This is a genomic window from Amycolatopsis thailandensis, assembly GCF_042723255.1.
Taxonomy (GTDB): Bacteria; Actinomycetota; Actinomycetes; order Mycobacteriales; family Pseudonocardiaceae; genus Amycolatopsis; species Amycolatopsis thailandensis.
On record NZ_JBHXJK010000017.1, the window covers coordinates 49,376 to 68,055 of the forward strand.

The window sequence follows — 18,680 nt, forward strand, 5'->3', positions numbered from 1 at the left end:
GCGCACCGCGCAGGCGCCTTCTCTTTTAACGCCGGTCGAGCGCGACGGCGAAAACGGGGTGAAGTGCGCGCGGTCCCGGCGGTAGCGTCCGCGATCGTGAGCGTCGAAGACGACCCGGCCGACGGCTGGTTCCCCGAGAGTGTGGCCACGGATTACGACGACCCGGGCGGCGCGAACGCCCCCGAGGTGGTGACGTCCGCCGTGGACGTCCTCGAAGACCTTGCCGAAGGCGGCCCGGTGCTCGAGTTCGCCGTCGGGACCGGGCGGATCGCCGCGCCGCTGGCCGCACGCGGAGTGCCGGTGAGCGGTATCGAGCTGAGCCGGGCGATGGCCGCGCGGATCGCGGACAAGCCGGGTGGCGAAGCGGTCGAGGTCACGATCGGCGACATGACGAGCACCCGGGTGGCGGGCGAGTTCTCGCTGGTCTGCCTGGTGTTCAACACGATCGGCAACGTGACCACCCAGGACGGCCAGGTCGACGTCTTCCGCAACGCGGCGGCGCATCTGCGGCCCGGCGGGCTGTTCGTCGTCGAGGTGGGCCTCCCGGACCTGCGCCGCCTGCCGCCCGGACAGGACGTCGTCCCCTTCGCGATGACCCCCGGCTATGTCGGGTTCGACCAGTACGACGTGGTCACGCAGGAGTTCACGTCGAACCACGTGACCGTGTCACCGGACGGGACAGGGCGGTTTCGCCGCATCCCCTTCCGCTACGTCTGGCCCGCCGAGCTGGACCTCATGGCCCGTATCGCCGGAATGCGCCCGAAGCACCGCTGGGCGGATTGGGCCCGTTCGGAGTTCACCGCCGGGAGCACGGGGCACGTGTCGGTCTGGGAGAAGGCCCCCTCATCACCCACATGAGGCTCCTCCCCTGGGGTGAGCTCGCCCTCTCAACGCCTGGACGTCGGAACAGAGCGGCGACACGTGTAGTTCACTCATGGCGTGACTTCCCCACGAACGCAGTCCCGCGTGCGGGCGCCCGAGCTCGCCGGTGACGGGTGGCTCAACACCGGCGGCGAGCGGCTCACGCTGGCCGGGTTGCGCGGCCGTATCGTCCTGCTGGACTTCTGGACCAGCGGCTGCGTCAACTGCCTGCACGTGCTGGACGAACTGCGCCCGCTGGAGGCCGAGTTCGCCGACGTCCTGGTGACCATCGGCGTGCATTCGCCCAAGTTCCTGCACGAGGGCGAGGCGGCCGCGATCGAGGCGGCCGTACGGCGCTACGAGGTGCACCACCCGGTCCTCAACGACCCGAAGATGACCACCTGGTCTCAGTACGCGGTCAAGGCGTGGCCGACGCTGGTGGTCGTCGACCCCGAGGGGTACGTCGTCCACGTCGCAGCCGGTGAGGGGCACGCCGAGGCGCTGCGCCGGGTGATCGCCGACCTCGTCGCCACCCACGAGGCCAAGGGCACGCTCCGCCGCGGCGGCAGCCCGTACGTCCCGGCCGAAGAGCAGCGCGCCGAACTGCGGTTCCCGAGCAAGGCCGTGACCACCGCCGAGGGCCGGATCCTGGTCGCCGACACCGGCAACCACTCCATCGTCGAGTTCGCGTCCGACGGCGAGACGATCATCCGCCGCTTCGGCAGCGGGGCCCGCGGCGCGCAGGACGGGCCGTTCGACCTGGCGAGCTTCACCGAGCCGTCCGGGATCACCCTTCTGCCGTACGAGGTCGCGGAACGCGCGGGCTACCACGCCGTCGTCGCCGACACGGCCGGTCACCGGCTGCGCGGCATCGACCTGATCACCGGCGAGGTCTCCACGGTCGCCGGCACCGGCCGTCAGTGGCGCGACGGCGTCGACACCGGCAAGGCGCTCGACATCGACCTCACGAGCCCCTGGGACGTCGCCTGGTGGGGTCCCGCGGGCGGCGTCGTGGTCGCCATGGCGGGCAACCACACGCTGAGCGTGTTCGAGCCGGTCTCGGGCACCATCCGCCGCTTCGCCGGCACGACGGTCGAGGGTCTGCGAGACGGCGACGTCCACGAAGCGTTCTTCGCGCAGACGTCCGGCCTAACGCCCGACGGACGACGTCTGTGGCTCGCGGACGCCGAGACGTCGGCGCTGCGCTGGATCCAGCCCGAGGGTGAGACGTTCACCGTGCACACCGCGGTCGGCGTCGACCTGTTCTCCTTCGGCCACGTCGACGGACCCGCCGACGAGGCGCTCCTGCAGCATCCGCTCGGCCTCGCCGTGCTGCCCGGCGACATCATCGCGATCGCCGACACCTACAACGGCGCCGTCCGCCGCTACGACCCGCTCACCCGCCGGGTGACCACGCTCGCGACCGGTCTCGCGGAGCCGTCCGGCCTGCTGGTGCACGACGGCGAGCTGCTGGTCGTCGAGTCGGCGGGCAACCGGATCGGGCCGGTCCCGCTCGGCGAGCAGGCCGTGGCCGGTGACGCGCACGCGGTCCGCCGCCCGCCGACCGTGCTGGCGCCGGGTGAGCTGGAGTTCTCCGTCGTCTTCACCCCGCCGCCCGGCGAGAAGCTCGACGACCGTTATGGCCCGTCGACGCGCCTGGAGATCAGCGCCTCGCCGCCGGAGCTCCTCGCCGAGGGCGCGGGAGTCGGCACGGACCTGTTCCGCAAGCTCCGCTTCGCCGAGGGGGTGACCGGAGGCGTCTTGCAGGTCGTCGCGCAGGCCGCGAGCTGTGACGACGGAGGCGAGCATCCCGCCTGCCGCATCACCCGGCAGGACTGGGGAGTGCCGTTGCGGTTCGAAAACGGTGGAGAAAGCGCGCTGAGCCTGGTCATGGCGGGGGACCCGGGTAAGTAGAGTCTCACTTGTGTCGGAAAGGCCGAAACTCGAGATTCAGATGCTGCAGGACAGGGTGCTCGTGAAGCTGTCCCCCGAGGACGGAGAGCGCCGCAGTTCCGGTGGCATCGTCATCCCCGCCACCGCGCAAGTGGCGCGACGGCTCTCGTGGGGTGATGTACTGGGCGTGGGCAACAGTGTGCGGAACGTCAAGACCGGCGACCGTGTGCTGTTCAACCCGGAGGAGCAGCACGAGGTCGAGATCCAGGGCGAAGGACACCTGGTCATGCGGGAGCGGGACATCCACGCCGTGGCGACCGAACGGACCGAACACGGCACCGGGTTGTACCTCTAGCTCCGTGCCCGCGGGAGGGGTGGTGAGAGTTGGTACGCGATGACGAGCCGGGCACCGACCTGTTCACCGACGAACTCCTCCCGGATCCGGACGACGCTCCGGAAACAGACGAAGGCCTGGTAGACGAGCTCTTCGAGGGCGGCAGGGCGGTGGTGCACGCGCCGCCGACGCCCGCGTCGAAGTTCCGCAAGGGGCTCGGCAAGGCCCTCATGGCCGCCGGGGTGCTCATGGGCCTGTTCGTGCTCGCGTACGCGGTCGACCTGATCGTCAGCGCCGGGGACGTCCCGCGCGGCGTCACCGTCGCGGGGATCGACGTCGGCGGCCTCACGCACAAGGAGGCCGAGTCGAAGCTCCGCCGCGAGCTGGAGCCGAAGCTGATCGAGCCGGTGCGGGTCCGGGCGGGAGACGTCCACACGGTCCTGTACCCGACCTCGTCCGGGCTCGGCCTGGACTGGCCGCAGACGCTGGGGCGCGCCGGGCATCAGCCGCTGAGCCCGTACACGCGGTTGATGTCGTTCTTCACCAGCCGCGAGGTCGGCGTCGTCACCTGGACGGACGCGCCGAAGCTCGAAAAGGCCGTGTCCGACCTCGCCGCCGCGCAGCTGAACCGTCCGCCGATCGAAGGGAACATCACCTTCCGGCCCGTCGCGGGCGGTGACGGCGCGGTCGCCGCGGCCGCGGTCGAACCGCGGTCCGGGCAGACGCTCGCCGACGTCAAGGCGGCGGTCACCACGGTCACCGACGGCTGGCTGGGCGACGGCGGAGTCGAGCTGAAGGTGAACGTCGCGCCGGTGAAGGCGAACTCACAAGGCGTGCACGCGGCGCTCGACAAGATCGTCACGCCGGCGGTCGCGAAGCCGCTCCTGATCCGCGGCGAGGGCAAGGACGCGACGCTGAAACCGGACGCGATCGCGGGCTCCTTCCAGTTCGCCGCGCGCGACGACGGCAACCTCGAAGTCCGCATCGACCAGGGCAAACTCCGGGCCGCGGCGCAGCCTCAGCTGAAGGAGACCGAGACCGACGGCGCGGACGCGCAGATCGTCTTCGTCGGCGACAGGCCGGCGGTGCAGCCGTCGAAGGACGCGAGAAAGGTCAACTGGGACCTCACGTTCTCCGCGCTGACCGCGACCCTCGCCAAGAGCGAAGACCGGGAGTTGAAGGCGGTCTACGACGCCAGCAGCCCGGCCGTCAGCACCGAAGCGGCGAACGTCCTCGGCATCAACGAAGTCGTCGGCGAGTTCACCACCTCCGGCCTGAGCGGGCCGGCGATGACGAACGTGCAGGCGCTGGCCACCCGCGTCTCCGGCGCCATCGTGAAGCCGAACGAGACGTTCAGCCTCGGCGCGCGGTCCGGGGCGAGGACGGCGGACGCGGGCTACGTCCCCGCGCCGTCGAACGAGGACGGCACCGGACCGGTCGTGGTCGGCGGCGGCGTCTCGCAGCTCGCGACGACGCTCTACAACGCCGCGTATCTGGCCGGACTGGCCGACGGCGGGCATCTGGAGCACGACCACTACCTGGACCGCTATCCGGTCGCGCGCGACGTGAAGGCGATCAACGACGACGGCTCGCCCGTCGAGATGCAGATCGTCAACGACGCCCCGACCGGCATCGCGATCCAGGTGATCCCCGCCAACGGCTCGGTGACCGTGCGGATCTGGGGCACGAAACGCTTTTCGGTCCAGAGCGTCGGCGGGGATCGGCATTCCTACGTCCCCCAGCCGGTTCAGGTCGGCTCCGGTCCCGGCTGCGTGCCGGATCCCGGTGCCGCCGGTTTCAGCACCTCGGACACCCGCGTGCTCGTCGACGTCGTCACCGGCACGGAGGTCCGCCGGGAGACCCGCAACGCGACCTATTCGCCGCGCGCCACGGTCATCTGCACCTGAGCCTCACCGCAGCACCATGCAGCCGCGGGCCTCGAAGTCCGCGAGCCACGGCGGTTCCCGGAAGTCCTTGTTCCATCGCAGATCCAGCTTGTCCAATTTGGACAGCCGGGCGATCGACGACGGCAGCGAGGCGAGCCGGTTCTCACGCAGGTCCAGCTGGCGCAGTTCGCTCAGCTCCCCGAGTGAGGACGGCAAGGACGTCAGCCGGTTCTTCCGCAGGTGCAGCTCGCGCAGCGTGGAGAGCGTCCCCAGCGATTCCGGGAGCTCGGTCAACCCGTTGCCGTACAAGCGAAGTTCACGCAGCGAGGCCAGCCCGGAAAGGTAGTCCGGCAGGGTGGAGATGCGATTGTCCGTGCACCCCAGGTACTTCAGCCGTCCGAGTGAGCACAGCGCGACCGGGAACTCGGTCAGCCTGTTGTCGCTCACGTAGAGGTATTCCGTCAGCCCGGAGAGCTCGCCGAGCTCGTCCGGGAGGGTCTCGAACTCGTTGTGCCCCAGGTCCAGCGTGTGCAGATTCCGCAGCGCGCCGATCGAAGGCGAGAGGGAGGTCAGCCGGTTGGTGGCCAGGTTCAGCACCCGGAGCCCCGAAAGCGACCAGAGGTTGTCGGGAACGGACGTCAACCGGTTGTCGTACAGGTCCAGATATTCGAGCGACGCCGGAAGGGCGACGCCGGACAGGGAGGTCAGCCCCTGGCCACTGAGTTCGAGTCGAGTGGTCACAGGGGCCGACCGTAGTCCCGCTCACGGCACCTCAGGTCGCGGCGTGGTGCCCGCCCTTGACCTTCGCGTAGATCGCGGACGCGGCGATCACGCCGACGACCGCCGCGCCGACCTGGAAGGCGTGCCGGATCCAGTCGATGCCCGGGGTGTCGCGGACGCCGAACACGCCTGCCAGCCAGTTGCCGATGAAGGCGGCGACGATGCCGACGACGATCGTCAGCCACATCGGGATCTTCTGATCGCCGGACGCGAGCATCCGGCCGATGACGCCGAGGATCAGGCCCACCACGATCGTGGTGATGATGCCCCAAATGCCACCCAGCATGGTTCCTCCTTCGCTGGAGAATCAGTTGGTTCCAACGGTGACACCGAAAGCGGTTCGTCGCGCCTCAAGACCCCTTACCGGGTGACGCCGCGCCGTCCGTAGAGGTTCGCTGCCAGGGTGACCCCGATGGCGGCGATGACGATCTGGGTGATGAGTTCGAGCCAGTCGAAGCCCTTGGTGTCCGCGTAGCCGAGCCCGCGGGCGATGGCGGTGCCGACGAAGGCGGCGATGATGCCGACGACGATCGTCAGCCAGATCGGGATGGACTGCTTGCCGGGGGCGAAGAACCTGCCGAGTACCCCGAGGATCAGCCCGACCACGATCGCCGTGATGATGCCGGTGACTGTCATTGAAGAGCTCCTTTGCCGAGGTGTCCGCCGACGGGCGGACTCAGGACGGAAATGCCCCCGGCAAACACCCTCGAAACCACGAAGAGCCCTCTCCGCATCGGAGAGGGCTCTTCGTCACTAAACCGTTTAGAACGCGGCTTCGGGGATGTCCATGAGGCTGTTGTCCGCGGCCTCGACGATCGCGCGGCGCGACGTCAGCTCCGGCAGCACGCTCTTCGCGAAGAACGACGCCACGGCGATCTTGCCCTCGTAGAACGGGGTGTCCTTCGCCGACGCGCCCGCGTCGAGCTTGTTGATGGCGACCTCGGCGTGCTTGATGAGCCGCCAGCCGATGAGCAGGTCGCCGACCGACATCAGCAGGCGGACCGTGTGCTGGCCGACCTTGTTGATGTTCTGCGGGTCTTCCTGCGACGAGGTCAGGTAGCCGATCAGCGAGCCGAGCATGCCCTGGGTGTCTTCGAGCGCCTGCTTGAGCAGCCCGCGCTCGTTCTTGAGCCGCCCGTTGCCGACCTCCGACTCGATGGTCTTCGTGATCTCCCCGGCGACGTAGGCGAGCGAAGCGCCCTTGTCGCGGACGATCTTGCGGAAGAAGAAGTCCAGCGACTGGATGGCCGTGGTGCCTTCGTACAGCGAGTCGATCTTCGCGTCACGGATGTACTGCTCGATCGGGTAGTCCTGCAGGAAGCCAGACCCGCCGAGGGTCTGCAGCGACTGCACGAGCTGCTCGGTCGCGCGCTCGGAGCCGACGCCCTTGACGATCGGCAGCAGGAGGTCGTTGACGCCGTGCGCGATCTTCTGCGAAGCCTCGTCGCCCTCGCCGGTCCACACCTGGTCCTGGAACGTCGCGGTGTAGAGGTACACCGAGCGCAGGCCCTCGGCGTACGCCTTCTGCAGCATCAGCGAGCGACGGACGTCCGGGTGGTGGGTGATCGTGACGCGCGGCGCCGCCTTGTTCAGCATGTTCGGCAGGTCGGCGCCCTGGACGCGCTCCTTGGCGTACTCGAGCGCGTTGAGGTAGCCGGTCGACAGCGTCGCGATGGCCTTCGTGCCGACCATCATGCGGGCGTACTCGATGACCTGGAACATCTGCGCGATGCCGTCGTGCACCTCGCCCAGCAGCCAGCCCTTGGCGGGGGTGCCGTGCTGGCCGAAGGTCAGCTCGCAGGTGGTGGAGGCCTTGATGCCCATCTTGTGCTCGACATTGGTGACGAAGGCGCCGTTGCGCTCGCCCAGCTCACCGGTTTCGCCGTCGAAGTGGAACTTCGGCACGAGGAAGAGCGAAAGGCCCTTGGTGCCGGGCTTGGTCTCGATGCCGGGACCCTCGGGGCGGGCCAGCACCAGGTGCATGATGTTCTCGACCATGTCGTTCTCGGCCGAGGTGATGAACCGCTTCACGCCGTCGATGTGCCAGGAGCCGTCCTCCTGCTTGACGGCCTTGGCGCGGCCGGCGCCGACGTCGGAACCGGCGTCGGGCTCGGTGAGCACCATCGTGGCGCCCCAGCCGCGGTCGATCATGACCTGCGCCCAGCGCTTCTGCTCGTCGGTGCCGTTCTTGTCGACGATGCCGGCGAAGTTCGGGCCGGCCAGGTACATGAACAGCGGCGCGTTGGCGCCGAGGATCAGCTCGGCTGCGGCCCACTGCACGGTCGGGGGCAGGCCGAAGCCGCCCAGCTCGTTCGGCAGGCCCAGCCGCCACCATTCGCCGTCCATCAGCGCCTGGTAGCTCTTCTTGAACGACTCGGGGATCTTCACCGAGAACGTCTTCGGGTCGTACACCGGCGGGTTGCGGTCCGCGTCGGCGTACGAGTCGGCGAGGGGACCGGAAGCGAGCTTGTTCAGCTCCGTCAGCACGCCGCGGGCGGTCTCCTCGTCGGATTCCGCGAGGACGCCCTTGCCGAGGCGGTCCTGCACGCCGAGTACCTCGAAGAGGTTGAACTCCAGGTCTCGGACGTTGCTCTTGTAGTGGCCCATTTCGTCACTCCAATGTGTTCGGCTCCCCGGCCGGGCACACGTCCCCTACTCGCCGGTAACTTCAGGATATTACCTGTGGGTAACCGGCGGCAAGTGAATGGCCACTGTTGTGATGTGTAAATCAGCAATACGGGGGGTCTCGGTGCCGGTTCAGCGGGGTGACGGCGCGATCGAAGAAGCCGAAGGCGTCTCGGCCGGGCTGTGCGCGTCGTCGGGGCTCGTGACCAGGATGCCGGATCGGAACGCGATGGTCACCGCGTGTGTCCGGTCGCGGGCGGAAAGCTTGCGCAAGATGCTCTTGACGTGGGTCCGCACGGTTTCCACCGACAGGAAGAGGATCTTCGCGATCCCGGAGTTCTCCAGCCCCTCGGCGACCAGCTGAAGGACCTGGTACTCGCGGCGGGACAGCGGCATCAGGCCGCGCGCGGTCGCCGGCTTGGGGGCGTCGCCCGGCTTGGGGAGCACGGGCTGGCGCTTCGGCCGCGCCGTCAGCGCCGCCAGGGTCGGGTCGATGTAGCGGCGGTCGCTGTGCGCGCGCCGGATCGCCTCGGTCAGATGACGGCCGTCGGTCGCCCGCGGCACGATCGCGTGAACGCCCGCCGCGATCGCCGCGGCGAGGTACTGCTGGGTGCGGTTGGTGTCCCTGATCATCGTGATGATGACCAGCGCCGGATCGCCGGCGCTGAGCAGCCGGGACAGGTGGCAGTTCGGGTCGAGCGCCGAATCCAGCACGATGACGTCCGGTTTGAGCTGTTCGCACAGCTGGAGCGCGGCGTGATGGCTCGTCGCGTGCCCGAGCCATTGCAGCCCCGGCGTGCGGTGGACCAGTGAGCTCAGCCCCTCGCAGAAGATCGGGATCGGATCGACGGCGGCCACTCCGAGGCCGCGGCCACCTGGTGACAGTCCGCCAGGCCTGCCGGCCTGCGTTCGGTTCGGCTCGATGCCTCGCATCACGGACCCCTCCGTTTTTTTGCCCGTCATCCCCGGACGAGAGGACGTGAAGTCCATTCGGTGACCACGGCCCCCCGGCGTGGTCACCCTCGTCAACCGGTCCCCCCTGCGGGACCGGACAGAGATGACACCTCGTAACTATTACGAGTCAGTAGGTCGGCGGGCGTGACGCGGTATCCCCCTCATAGATGTATCGCGTCGTCGCAGCAAACTCTGCGTATCGGCCGGTTGTGGATCTCAGGCTCGAATGAGCGCGCCGACGGAGGATCTTGGCGCGTTCGCTACTCAGAGTGGACTTCGGCGTGGAGGCGCCCGAATTCGTCGCCGAGCGCCGCGGGCGTCCAATGCGCGTTCAGCCCGCTCGGGTTCGGCAGGACCCAGACCCGCGCGCGGGCGATCTCGCCGTCCTGCGGGCCGATCTTCGCCTTCGGCAGGCCGAACGCGGTCCGGAACGCCGTGATCCCGACGACGGCGAGCCAGCGTGGCCGGTACTCGGCGACCCTCGTGGTGAGAAGCCGCCCACCCTCGCGGAACTCGTCCGGCGTCAGCTCGTCGGCTCGCGCCGTCGTCTGTGCGACGACGTTGGTGATGCCGAGGCCGAGCCCGGGCAGTTCGTCCTGCTCGCTCGGGTCGAGCAGGCGCGGGGTGAAGCCGCCGCGATACAGCGCCGGCCAGAACCGGTTCCCCGGCCTGGCGAAGTGCAGGCCGAGGGCGCCGGAGTAGAGGCCGGGGTTGATCCCGCAGAACAACACGTCCAGATCAGGCGCGATGACGTCGTCGATGGTCTTGCCGTACGCGGCGGCCAGCTCGTCCTTGGTCGGTTTCGTCCTCACCGGATCAGTTTCCGGCACGCTGGCGGGTATGGATCAGGGGGCGTTCACGGCCGACGGCTGTCCGGTGGAGGTGTACCGGCTGCTGCCGTCCGACGGCGAGGCCGGGATCGTGCACGCGGCCGTCCCGGAAGGCGCGTCGATCCTGGAGCTCGGCAGCGGCGCCGGGCGGGTCACGCACGCGCTCCTGGACCTGGGGCATCCGGTGGTCGCGGTGGACGACTCGCCGGAGATGCTCGCCGAGGTCCGCGCCGAGACGGTGTGTTCGAAGATCGAGGAGCTGCGGCTCGGCCGGGTCTTCGACGCCGTACTGCTCGGCAGCCACCTGGTCAACACCGCCGCCGACGCGGATCGCGCGGCCTTCCTTGCCACCGCTCGCGCGCATGTCGCGCCCGGCGGGCGGGTGCTCGTCGAGTGGCATCCGCCGGAGTGGTTCGAGTCGGTCCGGGACGGCCAGGGCGGCCGGATCGGCGAGGTCGACGTCCGGCTGGGCCAGGTCGTCCGCGACGGGGATCTGCTGTCGGCCGTCGTCCGCTACTCGGCGGGCGACCGGTCGTGGGCCCAGGCGTTCACCTGCCGCCGACTGGACGCGACAGCGCTGAACACGTCTCTGACCAGGGCGGGCCTGGTCTTCGAACGCTGGTGCGCGGACGACCGGACCTGGTTCTCCGCGAACCCCGCGTGACCTGCGACACCCACTTTCGTCTCAAGGGGTGGTCAACTCACCACGATGTGCGTACTGTTTGTGATCTCGCACACAAGGTTGTCTTCGAGGAGGCGTTTTGCAGCTCTCGCTCATCCTCGGACTGGTCGCGTTGATCTTCGTCGTGGCCACCGTGCTGGTGATCGCGGAAGACAGGCGGGCCGCGCGGCGCGCGGCCCAGCGGCGGCGGGCGAGGCTAGCGGACCTGGGCGAGGTCGATCCGCTCGCGGCCGAGAGGCTGAAGCTCGACCGTTGAAGGAACGGGCTTCCGGACGAGGCTGAGCAGCAGGGCTCCGGCGATCCAGCCGAGCATCGCGCCGCCGGTGTTGTTGAGCAGGTCGTCGACGTCGAAGATCCGGTAGACGTAGGGCGCCGTGCCGAAGTTCGCGGTCAGCTGCGTGATCTCGATCAGCAGCGAAGCGGTGAGACCGATCAGCGTCGTGCCGATGAGGCCGCGCTTCCAGAGTGTCCTGGCGAAGAAACCGAGCGGGACGAACAGCAGCACGTTCATGGTGGCCTGCTGGAAGGTCTGGGTGGTGAACCAGTCGGCCAACGGCAGCCCGTGCTTGAGCAGTTCGGTGTGGATGTCGGCGATCCACTGGAACGGGTGCAGCTGCACGGTCTGGCTCAGCCGTTTGGCGCCGGGGCCGGGCAGCGGCAGGAAGGTCACCGCCAGGGTCATGGTGGCGTAGAGCAGCACGGCGGCCATGGTCAGGACGGGACGAAGGCGCACCCTGCCGTGCCGCGCGTGCAGGACGATCAGCTGCGGGATCAGCGCCGTCGCCCAAAGCGCGAAGAAGCCGATCAAGCCGTACTGCAAGGCGGTGACCTGTGCGTTCGTCATGACATGGACGTTATGGATCAGCGTGATCCCGCCGCTTCGGTCGAAGGGCCGCGGCGGACGGGGCCGGATCGGCCAAGTGGCTGACCTCGATCTTGGCCGATCGGCGATATTCCTTCCCGCTCCATCGGCGGACGTGGGATTCTGCCCGCATGCTGCTCGTTCGACGGCTGACCCCCGAAGACCTCGACGCCTTCCGTGACGTCCGCCTGCGCGCCCTGACGGACACCCCCGAGAACTACGGCTCGATCGCGGCGGCCGAACGGGCCCAGACCGACGAGGAGTGGCTCGCGAGGCTGGCCGGGGACGCCTGGTTCGCCGCCTTCGACGACGGACGCGCGGTGGGCCTCGTCGCCGGGAGGGCCCGCGACGGCGACTGGATCCTCTACTCGATGTGGGTCGCGGCCGAAGCCCGTGGCCAGGGGCTGGGGGCGAAGCTGGCGGGCGAGGTGCACTCGGCCGCCGAGGCCGACGGCGCGCGCGAGGTGTGGCTGCACGTCGCGGAGGACAACGACCGGGCGCGGCGGCTGTACCTGAAGCTCGGGTTCATCGCGACGGGTGACCTGGAGCCGATGCCAAACGACATCACCCGGCGGCGCGAACGCCTTTATTTACCTGTTACCGCCGGTAGCAGTAAATAGCTTAACCTCGCGGGATGGACAACGTCGTCTTCGACCGCGCGGGCCACGGCGAGCCGCTGGTGCTGATCCACGGGGTCGGCCACCGCCGCCAGGCCTGGTCGCCCGTGCTTTCGCTGCTCACCTCGCATCGCGACGTCATCACCGTCGACCTGCCGGGGTTCGGCGAATCGGCGCCGCACTCCGGCGGTTACGGCGTCGAAGCCGCGGTCGAGCTGTTCGGGAGGTTCTTCCGCGAACGCGGCCTCGGCAAGCCGCACGTCGCGGGCAACTCGCTCGGCGGCCTGCTCTCGCTGGCCCTCGGCGAAGCGGGTCTCGTCCGCAGCGTGACGGCGTTGTCCCCGGCCGGGCTGTGGACGCCGCGCCAGCAGCGGTACGCGCTGAGCATGCTGCGCACCCACCGCCTGCTCGCGGAGCGGATCCCCGAGCGCACCGCGCGGCGGCTCGCCGCGACACCGGCGGGCCGGTCGATGCTGACCGGGATGATCGTCGGCCGTCCGGATCGGCTCACCACGCAGGTCGTCATGGAGGACATCCGCGCGCTGGCCGGCTGCCCGGGCTTCCGGCCGACGCTGGAGCAGGCTCGCGGCGGGTTCCGGTTCGACGGCGTCGTCCGGGACGTCCCGGTGACCATCGCGTGGGCGGAACGCGACCGCATCCTCGCCCGCCCGAAGGCCGCCGAGCTGCGCCGGATCGCGCCCGGGGCGGAGCTGCTGGTGCTGCGCGGCTGCGGGCACGTGCCGATGAACGACGAGCCGGAGATGGTCGCGCGGGTGCTGCTGGAGGGCAGCTCACGCGCCATGTGACGTTTGCCTATCGTCCTGCTTTTTCCTCTGGTGAAGGTCAATTCCGCCAGGCAGACTCCTCCGCCGTGCGCCCAATAATGAAGCTCTCTACCCGGCTGGCCGTTGCCGTCGGTGCCGCGCTGACCGCGCTGGGTGCCGTCGCCGCGCCCGCGTCCGCCGCGCCGGCCACCACCGACGTCCGGCTCATCACGTTCAACGACCTGCACGGCAACCTCGAACCGCCGTCCGGTTCGAGCGGCCGCGTCACGCTGCCCGGCGGCAAGACCGTCGATGCGGGCGGCGCCGCGTACCTCGCGACGCACCTGAAGAAGCTCCGGAGCGAAGCGCGCAACTCGGTCGTCCTGTCGGCCGGTGACAGCATCGGCGCGTCGCCGGTGATCTCGGCGCTGTTCCACGACGAGCCGACCGTCGAGCTGCTGAACCAGCTCGGCGTCCGGGCTTCCGTGGTGGGCAACCACGAATTCGACGAGGGTCTCAAGGAACTCCGCCGGATCCAGAACGGCGGCTGCCACCCGACCGACGGTTGCCAGTTCCGGAAGTCCTTCAAGGGTGCGAACTTCCCGTTCCTCGGGTCCAACGTGTACTACGAGAACGGCTTCCCGGCCTTGCTGCCGTTCAGCATCGAGTTCTCCGGCGGCGTCCCGATCGGCGTCATCGGCGCGACGCTGAAGGATCTGCCTCAGGTCGTCACCCCGGAGGCGATCAAGGGCCTGAAGTTCGGCGAAGAGGTCCAAGCGATCGACCGCACCGCCAAGCTGCTCGACCTCTTCGGTGTCAAGGCGCAGGTCGTGCTGCTGCACCAGGGCGACAACTCCGAGACCGCCGGTCCGGACGAGTGCAAGGTCAAGCCGGGCGCCGCGACCGCCATCGCGCAGAAGGTTTCGTCCAAAGTGGACGCGATCTTCACCGGGCACAGCCACCAGCAGTACAACTGCGTGATCAACGACCCCGAGGGCAAGCCGCGTCCGGTGATCCAGGGCGCGTCGTTCGGCCGTCTGCTGTCGGTGGTCGACCTGAAGATCGACCGCCGGACCCGCGACGTCGTGCGGGGCGAGACCAAGGCGCACAACCAGATCGTCACCCGCGACGTCGACCCTGACGGCGACGTGCAGACGCTGATCAACGAGGCCAAGACCAAGGCCGCGCCGATCGCGAACAAGGCCGTCGGCACCATCACCGCCGACCTGGTCGCCAAGGGCGCGGCCTCCGGCGAGTCCCCGCTCGGCGACGTCATCGCCGACGCTCAGCTCGAGGCCACGAAGTCGAACGGCGCGCAGATCGCCATGACGAACCCGGGCGGCATCCGCACGGACTTCACCTACGCGTCCTCGCCCGCCGGCGAGGGCGACGGCGTCGTGACCTACGGCGAGGCGTTCGCCGTGCAGCCGTTCGCGAACATCATGCAGACGATCACGCTCACCGGGGAGAACCTGAAGAACGTGCTCGAACAGCAGTGGCAGGCCAACGGGATCGTGCGCACCCTGCAGATCTCGAAGTCGCTGAAGTACTCGTACTCGGCGTCGGCGGCCCAGGGATCGCGCGTCTCGAACCTGACGCTCGACGGCGCGCCGATCGACCCGGCGGCGTCGTACCGCGTGTCGGTGAACAACTTCCTCGCCGCCGGCGGGGACGGCTTCGCCGAATTCACCAAGGGGACCAACCTGTCCGGTGGTCCGGTGGACCTCGACGCGCTGATCGCGTACTTCGGCGCGCACCCCGGCATCGCCCCGCCGGCCGCGGACCGGATCACCGTCCTGCCGTAGCCGCTTCCGCTAGCGCCATGAAAGGTCCTTTCCTTGCGAATTTCGCAAGGAAAGGACCTTTCATGGCGTCTCCGGGGGTGGTTTTGTCAGTGACCCAGGGCACAATGTCCGCCATGACGACCTGGGAAGAAGTCGTGGACCTGGCGGGCAGGCTCCCGGAGGTCGAGGAGTCCACTTCGTACCGCACACCGTCGCTCAAGGTCGCGGGCAAGAACTTCGCCCGGCTGCGCACCGAGGCCGAGGGCGGGCTGATGCTGCTGTGCGAGCACGCGGAGAAGGAGGCCCTGCTGGCCTCCGGCGACCCCGCGTACTTCACCACCCCGCATTACGACGGTTACGGCGCGATCCTTGTCGACCTGGAGAAGGTCGACAAGGCGCAGTTACGTGAGCTCATCGAGGAAGCCTGGCGGATGAAGGCACCCGCCAGGCTCACGAGAGGTCTGGACGACTAGCGGAGTTCCCCTTCGAGCAGGCTCATCAGGTACTCGTCGTGCCACTCGCCGTTCTGGTCGCGGAACGCCTGGCGATGCCTGCCGTCGACCTGGAACCCGAGCTTCTTGTAGATGTGGATGGCGGCCTCGTTGCCGGCCACGACCCACAGCGCGATCAAGTGCAGTCGCATCGAGTCGAACCCGTAGCGGCAGAGCGTGCGCATGGCGTCGGTGCCGTAGCCGCCGCCCCAGTGGTCCTTCTCGCCGAGATAGATGTCGACTTCGGCCCGGCCCTGCTCAGGAGTGGCGTCGCGCAGGGTGCAGGTGCCGATCAGCGTGCCGACGGCGAGGCTCTCGATCGCGAAGCTCGTCCGTTCGTAGCTGTTGGGCTTCAGTCGGGCGTAGCGCTCGCGAATCTGGGCGAGGGACTCCGGATGGTCCCCGGCCATCCAGCGCATGACCTCCGGGTCGTTGTGCCAGCGCCACAGCGTGTCCGCGTCCTCGGGTTCCAGCGGCCGTAAGCGAATCAGTTCACCGGTCAGCATCGTCCCATCCCAAGATCGGTATCGGACTTTCCAGACTATTGGGCGACACCCCGGAGCAGCCACCGCTTTACGGGGACTTCTAGCAACACCCTGGCACCGAACGGTTCGATCTCCTCGCCGGCCGCCCAACCGTCGTATTTCTCCGCCAGCGCGGCGAGAACGTCTTCGCGCAGGTGCCCGCGGTGAACGTGCGCCAGACCTTCGGCGACAGCGGGCGCGCCGCCGTCTTCCAGCGCGAGGCTGACGCGCGGATCAGCGCCGACGTTGCGCACCTTGACGTTCCGCTCGCCGCTGCCGATCCAGAAGACGTCGTCGACGTACACGAACCACACCGGCGTGACGTGCGGCGATCCGTCCGCGCGGAGGGTGCACAGCCAGACGTTGCGCTCCCGCGCGAGACGTTCGATAAGCGATTGATCACGTTTCACCTGGTCAGCCTGCCTGAAAGCTAGGGTGCCGGGCGTATGAAGGTCCACCAGTACTGCTACTTCGCCTTGAAGAGCGAAACCGTGTCCGCCGGGGAGATCACCGCGCGGCTCGGCATGGCGCCCGACGAGGCCCAGGTACTGGGGTCGAGGTCCACCGAGCACCGGCTGCCGAGGACGCACGCCTGGAAGGTGACGCATCGAGGTCCGGGGCCGGTCGACGACCAGATCGAGGGCCTGATCGGCAGGCTCGCCCCGGTCCGGCCGGGGATCCGGAAGCTGGTGGACGAAGGCGCGAGCGCGGTGCTGCAGGTGGTGCGCTACTTCCACCACCGCGACGGCGGCGAGGAGTTCGGCTGGCATCTGTCACCGGCCGTGATCGCGTTCCTCGCCGAAGCTGCCGCCGCGCTGGACGTCGACGAGTACGACCTCAGCGAATAGCCTTCGGCCGGTCCGGTGCGCGGCGACGATGCCGGAGATGGTGGGATGGTGCCCCACAGCCGGACAACCCCGTTGGGAGCCCAGCATGTCGAGCGAGAACTGGCCGCTGCGTCAGGATCCGGAATCGCCGGTCATCATCTCGCGGTCACTCGTGGAGGACCCGTCGAATCTCGCGTTCGTCGTGCTCGACGACGACGGTGACTGGTTCATCAGCGACGGCAACGAGTTCTCCGAGGACATGGACCTCAACCGCGACGCTTTCGGCGCGCTGCCCCTGCGGGACGCGGTGGAGCTCATCCCGGAGTTCACCGCGCTCGCCGGCCTCCCCACCGGCATGGCCGCCGACTGGGACCCCGAGCGGCGCTCATGGTTGCTGAGCTCGGTCGCCGACTCGGATGACGACGAAGAAGACCTCCTGGTGCGTGCCGCCCGCCTGGCCGCGTGGACGCATCCGGGCTCGCCGCTGGAAGAAGTCCAGGTGAGCACCGAACTCGCCGAGATCTCCACCGACCCCGCCGCCCCGGCCCGCGCCGTGCGCCAGGTCGTCCGCGAGGCCGACGGCAGCTGGCTGCTCGTCGGTTTCCAGGTGCCGGAGAACGAGGATTTCGAGGTCGAAGCCCTCGAGATGGAGCACGCCGTCACGCTGTACCCGGACGTCGCGCTGGTGCTGAGCGCCGCGCCCGGCCAGGTGTACGACCGGCCGAGCGCCGACGCCCCTTGGGAACTCGTCGAAGGCTGACCACTCGGCCTCAGCCGAAGTCGCAGTACATGACGTGCAACCCGATGCGCCCCAGCGTCGGGTGCTCGAACGCGCCCGGCACCGTCCCGACGATCTCGAACCCGAGCCGCTCGTAGACCCGGATCCCGGCGACGTTCGACTCGACGACCGCGTTGAACTGCATACCCGCGAAACCCTGCGCCCTGGCCCAATCCAGCACATGCGCGCACAGCGCACTGCCGACACCCTTGCCGCGAACTTCCTTGTCCACCATGAAACTGGCCGTCGACACATGCGAGCCGGGGCCGCCGCGGTTCGGGCCCGTCTTGGCCGTGCCGAGCACGCGGCCGTCCTCGACCGCGACCACCGTCCGGCTCGGTGGCTTCTCGGCCCAAAGTCCTCGCGCGGTTTCCTCGGTGAGGTCGGGGTCGTAGGTGTACGTGTCCGCCGCCCGGACGACTTCGCGCACGATCGGCCAGACCTGCGCCCAGTCTTCTTCGCGGAACTCCCGGATCTCCATGTACAGCACCGTAACAACGCCGGGAAATCAAAAACCGTTCCGGCGATCCCGGTACCACCGCCAGGCGAAGCCGGAACCCGCCGACAGGCCGACGGCGGTCAAGGCCGCGCCGATCCAGATCTCCGTCGTGCCGGATTCCCGCTCGACGCGCGTTCCCGGCGGCAAACCGGCCGCGATCCCGTCGATCTTGGCCTGGACCGACCGGTGGTCGAAGACGCTCAGCTCGCCGTCCTCCGCCAACGTGGTCAGCCAGTGGCGCACCTCGTCGTTCTGCTCACGGGAGAAACCGGGGAATTCGAGCGAGGCCGTCCGGAATCCGCCAGGACCCATGCATTGCAGCGGCTTGCCGGTGGACGCGTCGAGGTACTGCCCCATCGCGCCGCATTCGTCGCCCGCCTTCGCGAAGATGACCGTGTACGGCCCCGGTCCGCTGCCCCTGTTCAGCCCGATGAGGAGGAAGACCACGCCTACCAGCAACACCGGGAGGAGCAGCGACCCTGCCAGCAGGGTCAGCAAGGCGGCCGCCGTGCTGTCACTCGACTTTCTCCGCACGCTGGGACGGTAGGCGTGGGTTGAGGGGAGGGGTCCCGAAAGTAGCCGCATCGTCCAGGTAGGGGTTCCCGGACGGTACTTTGCCGCGAAAGCCACTTTCGGGACATCAGACGTCGCGAAAGTGGCTTTCGCGACGCGCTATGGCCCCAAATTAT

23 protein-coding genes are annotated in these 18,680 nt (G+C 68.8%); 12 read left to right on the top strand and 11 right to left on the bottom strand.

Going from position 1 to position 18,680, the window contains the following annotated elements; translation table 11 throughout:
• Window positions 1-96 precede the first annotated feature (96 nt).
• The 4 genes from ACFWMR_RS09485 to ACFWMR_RS09500 all read left to right on the top strand — a co-directional run bounded on the left by ACFWMR_RS09485 (window position 97) and on the right by ACFWMR_RS09500 (window position 4,995).
• On the top strand, window positions 97-858 hold the full coding sequence (locus tag ACFWMR_RS09485) for a class I SAM-dependent DNA methyltransferase (RefSeq protein ID WP_378378065.1): 762 nt from the start codon (window positions 97-99) through the stop codon (window positions 856-858).
• A gap of 108 nt (window positions 859-966) precedes the next feature.
• The gene (locus ACFWMR_RS09490; protein ID WP_378378100.1) at window positions 967-2,775 is read left to right on the top strand and encodes an NHL domain-containing thioredoxin family protein; all 1,809 of its coding nucleotides are present in this window, start codon (window positions 967-969) and stop codon (window positions 2,773-2,775) included.
• A 40-nt stretch (window positions 2,776-2,815) separates the two neighbouring features.
• Window positions 2,816-3,109 carry a GroES family chaperonin gene (locus ACFWMR_RS09495; protein ID WP_093932559.1) on the top strand — a complete coding sequence of 98 codons (294 nt, stop codon included), beginning with the start codon at window positions 2,816-2,818 and terminating at the stop codon, window positions 3,107-3,109.
• Window positions 3,110-3,138: 29 nt separating this feature from the next.
• Window positions 3,139-4,995 carry a VanW family protein gene (locus ACFWMR_RS09500; RefSeq protein ID WP_093932538.1) on the top strand — a complete coding sequence of 619 codons (1,857 nt, stop codon included), beginning with the start codon at window positions 3,139-3,141 and terminating at the stop codon, window positions 4,993-4,995.
• Between the two features lie 3 nt (window positions 4,996-4,998).
• On the opposite strand, the gene ACFWMR_RS09505 is transcribed toward ACFWMR_RS09500, so the two are convergent.
• The 6 genes from ACFWMR_RS09505 to mug all read right to left on the bottom strand — a co-directional run bounded on the left by ACFWMR_RS09505 (window position 4,999) and on the right by mug (window position 10,145).
• Window positions 4,999-5,715, bottom strand: coding sequence for a leucine-rich repeat domain-containing protein (locus ACFWMR_RS09505; RefSeq protein WP_378378066.1), 717 nt, complete (start codon window positions 5,713-5,715; stop codon window positions 4,999-5,001).
• A gap of 31 nt (window positions 5,716-5,746) precedes the next feature.
• Window positions 5,747-6,040, bottom strand: coding sequence for a GlsB/YeaQ/YmgE family stress response membrane protein (locus tag ACFWMR_RS09510; RefSeq protein ID WP_093932536.1), 294 nt, complete (start codon window positions 6,038-6,040; stop codon window positions 5,747-5,749).
• Between the two features lie 74 nt (window positions 6,041-6,114).
• Complete coding sequence (locus ACFWMR_RS09515; protein ID WP_378378067.1) at window positions 6,115-6,390, bottom strand: GlsB/YeaQ/YmgE family stress response membrane protein; 276 nt, start codon at window positions 6,388-6,390, stop codon at window positions 6,115-6,117.
• Window positions 6,391-6,516: 126 nt separating this feature from the next.
• Entirely contained in the window at window positions 6,517-8,361 is a 1,845-nt protein-coding gene (locus ACFWMR_RS09520; protein ID WP_378378068.1) for an acyl-CoA dehydrogenase, read from the bottom strand.
• A 150-nt stretch (window positions 8,362-8,511) separates the two neighbouring features.
• Window positions 8,512-9,312 (bottom strand): response regulator transcription factor, encoded by an 801-nt coding sequence (locus ACFWMR_RS09525; protein ID WP_093932533.1) that lies wholly within the window; start codon window positions 9,310-9,312, stop codon window positions 8,512-8,514.
• Window positions 9,313-9,593: 281 nt separating this feature from the next.
• Entirely contained in the window at window positions 9,594-10,145 is a 552-nt protein-coding gene (gene mug, locus ACFWMR_RS09530) for a G/U mismatch-specific DNA glycosylase (RefSeq protein WP_378378069.1), read from the bottom strand.
• A 28-nt stretch (window positions 10,146-10,173) separates the two neighbouring features.
• Here mug and ACFWMR_RS09535 point away from each other — a divergent pair, with 28 nt between their 5' ends.
• Entirely contained in the window at window positions 10,174-10,827 is a 654-nt protein-coding gene (locus tag ACFWMR_RS09535; RefSeq protein ID WP_378378070.1) for a class I SAM-dependent methyltransferase, read from the top strand.
• Between the two features lie 97 nt (window positions 10,828-10,924).
• Complete coding sequence (locus tag ACFWMR_RS09540; RefSeq protein ID WP_378378071.1) at window positions 10,925-11,101, top strand: hypothetical protein; 177 nt, start codon at window positions 10,925-10,927, stop codon at window positions 11,099-11,101.
• Here the strand turns inward: ACFWMR_RS09540 and ACFWMR_RS09545 are convergent.
• Window positions 11,042-11,689 (bottom strand): VanZ family protein, encoded by a 648-nt coding sequence (locus ACFWMR_RS09545; RefSeq protein ID WP_378378072.1) that lies wholly within the window; start codon window positions 11,687-11,689, stop codon window positions 11,042-11,044. The genes ACFWMR_RS09540 and ACFWMR_RS09545 overlap by 60 nt on opposite strands.
• A gap of 149 nt (window positions 11,690-11,838) precedes the next feature.
• Between ACFWMR_RS09545 and ACFWMR_RS09550 the strand changes: the two genes are divergently transcribed.
• From ACFWMR_RS09550 to ACFWMR_RS09565, 4 genes are all read left to right on the top strand, one after another.
• Window positions 11,839-12,327: a GNAT family N-acetyltransferase gene (locus ACFWMR_RS09550; RefSeq protein WP_378378073.1), complete on the top strand. Its 489-nt coding sequence runs from the start codon at window positions 11,839-11,841 to the stop codon at window positions 12,325-12,327.
• A gap of 14 nt (window positions 12,328-12,341) precedes the next feature.
• On the top strand, window positions 12,342-13,130 hold the full coding sequence (locus tag ACFWMR_RS09555; RefSeq protein ID WP_378378074.1) for an alpha/beta fold hydrolase: 789 nt from the start codon (window positions 12,342-12,344) through the stop codon (window positions 13,128-13,130).
• A gap of 77 nt (window positions 13,131-13,207) precedes the next feature.
• Window positions 13,208-14,893: a bifunctional metallophosphatase/5'-nucleotidase gene (locus ACFWMR_RS09560; protein ID WP_378378075.1), complete on the top strand. Its 1,686-nt coding sequence runs from the start codon at window positions 13,208-13,210 to the stop codon at window positions 14,891-14,893.
• A 113-nt stretch (window positions 14,894-15,006) separates the two neighbouring features.
• Window positions 15,007-15,345, top strand: a complete 339-nt coding sequence (locus ACFWMR_RS09565) for an MmcQ/YjbR family DNA-binding protein (RefSeq protein WP_378378076.1) — start codon at window positions 15,007-15,009, stop codon at window positions 15,343-15,345.
• Here the strand turns inward: ACFWMR_RS09565 and ACFWMR_RS09570 are convergent.
• Together ACFWMR_RS09570 and ACFWMR_RS09575 are read right to left on the bottom strand one after the other, a co-directional pair.
• Window positions 15,342-15,869 (bottom strand): GNAT family N-acetyltransferase, encoded by a 528-nt coding sequence (locus ACFWMR_RS09570; protein ID WP_378378077.1) that lies wholly within the window; start codon window positions 15,867-15,869, stop codon window positions 15,342-15,344. The genes ACFWMR_RS09565 and ACFWMR_RS09570 overlap by 4 nt on opposite strands.
• A gap of 35 nt (window positions 15,870-15,904) precedes the next feature.
• Window positions 15,905-16,297, bottom strand: coding sequence for a pyridoxamine 5'-phosphate oxidase family protein (locus ACFWMR_RS09575; RefSeq protein WP_378378078.1), 393 nt, complete (start codon window positions 16,295-16,297; stop codon window positions 15,905-15,907).
• A 36-nt stretch (window positions 16,298-16,333) separates the two neighbouring features.
• Here ACFWMR_RS09575 and ACFWMR_RS09580 point away from each other — a divergent pair, with 36 nt between their 5' ends.
• Together ACFWMR_RS09580 and ACFWMR_RS09585 are read left to right on the top strand one after the other, a co-directional pair.
• Window positions 16,334-16,735, top strand: a complete 402-nt coding sequence (locus ACFWMR_RS09580) for a DUF4279 domain-containing protein (protein ID WP_378273930.1) — start codon at window positions 16,334-16,336, stop codon at window positions 16,733-16,735.
• A gap of 85 nt (window positions 16,736-16,820) precedes the next feature.
• Window positions 16,821-17,474: a hypothetical protein gene (locus ACFWMR_RS09585; protein ID WP_378378079.1), complete on the top strand. Its 654-nt coding sequence runs from the start codon at window positions 16,821-16,823 to the stop codon at window positions 17,472-17,474.
• Window positions 17,475-17,484: 10 nt separating this feature from the next.
• Here ACFWMR_RS09585 and ACFWMR_RS09590 read toward each other — a convergent pair whose 3' ends face one another.
• Together ACFWMR_RS09590 and ACFWMR_RS09595 are read right to left on the bottom strand one after the other, a co-directional pair.
• Entirely contained in the window at window positions 17,485-17,973 is a 489-nt protein-coding gene (locus ACFWMR_RS09590) for a GNAT family N-acetyltransferase (RefSeq protein WP_378273932.1), read from the bottom strand.
• Window positions 17,974-18,000: 27 nt separating this feature from the next.
• Window positions 18,001-18,525, bottom strand: coding sequence for a hypothetical protein (locus ACFWMR_RS09595; RefSeq protein WP_378378080.1), 525 nt, complete (start codon window positions 18,523-18,525; stop codon window positions 18,001-18,003).
• Between the last annotated feature and the right edge of the window lie 155 nt (window positions 18,526-18,680).

Coding starts and splice junctions, on each gene's coding strand:
- ACFWMR_RS09495 (WP_093932559.1), top strand. CDS start 2,816: ATGCTGCAGGACAGGGTGCTCGTGAAGCTGTCCCCCGAGGACGGAGAG.
- ACFWMR_RS09510 (WP_093932536.1), bottom strand. CDS start 6,040: ATGCTGGGTGGCATTTGGGGCATCATCACCACGATCGTGGTGGGCCTG.
- ACFWMR_RS09515 (WP_378378067.1), bottom strand. CDS start 6,390: ATGACAGTCACCGGCATCATCACGGCGATCGTGGTCGGGCTGATCCTC.
- ACFWMR_RS09520 (WP_378378068.1), bottom strand. CDS start 8,361: ATGGGCCACTACAAGAGCAACGTCCGAGACCTGGAGTTCAACCTCTTC.
- ACFWMR_RS09525 (WP_093932533.1), bottom strand. CDS start 9,312: ATGCGAGGCATCGAGCCGAACCGAACGCAGGCCGGCAGGCCTGGCGGA.
- ACFWMR_RS09535 (WP_378378070.1), top strand. CDS start 10,174: ATGGATCAGGGGGCGTTCACGGCCGACGGCTGTCCGGTGGAGGTGTAC.
- ACFWMR_RS09545 (WP_378378072.1), bottom strand. CDS start 11,689: ATGACGAACGCACAGGTCACCGCCTTGCAGTACGGCTTGATCGGCTTC.
- ACFWMR_RS09550 (WP_378378073.1), top strand. CDS start 11,839: ATGCTGCTCGTTCGACGGCTGACCCCCGAAGACCTCGACGCCTTCCGT.
- ACFWMR_RS09555 (WP_378378074.1), top strand. CDS start 12,342: ATGGACAACGTCGTCTTCGACCGCGCGGGCCACGGCGAGCCGCTGGTG.
- ACFWMR_RS09560 (WP_378378075.1), top strand. CDS start 13,208: ATGAAGCTCTCTACCCGGCTGGCCGTTGCCGTCGGTGCCGCGCTGACC.
- ACFWMR_RS09565 (WP_378378076.1), top strand. CDS start 15,007: ATGACGACCTGGGAAGAAGTCGTGGACCTGGCGGGCAGGCTCCCGGAG.
- ACFWMR_RS09570 (WP_378378077.1), bottom strand. CDS start 15,869: ATGCTGACCGGTGAACTGATTCGCTTACGGCCGCTGGAACCCGAGGAC.
- ACFWMR_RS09580 (WP_378273930.1), top strand. CDS start 16,334: ATGAAGGTCCACCAGTACTGCTACTTCGCCTTGAAGAGCGAAACCGTG.
- ACFWMR_RS09585 (WP_378378079.1), top strand. CDS start 16,821: ATGTCGAGCGAGAACTGGCCGCTGCGTCAGGATCCGGAATCGCCGGTC.
- ACFWMR_RS09590 (WP_378273932.1), bottom strand. CDS start 17,973: ATGGAGATCCGGGAGTTCCGCGAAGAAGACTGGGCGCAGGTCTGGCCG.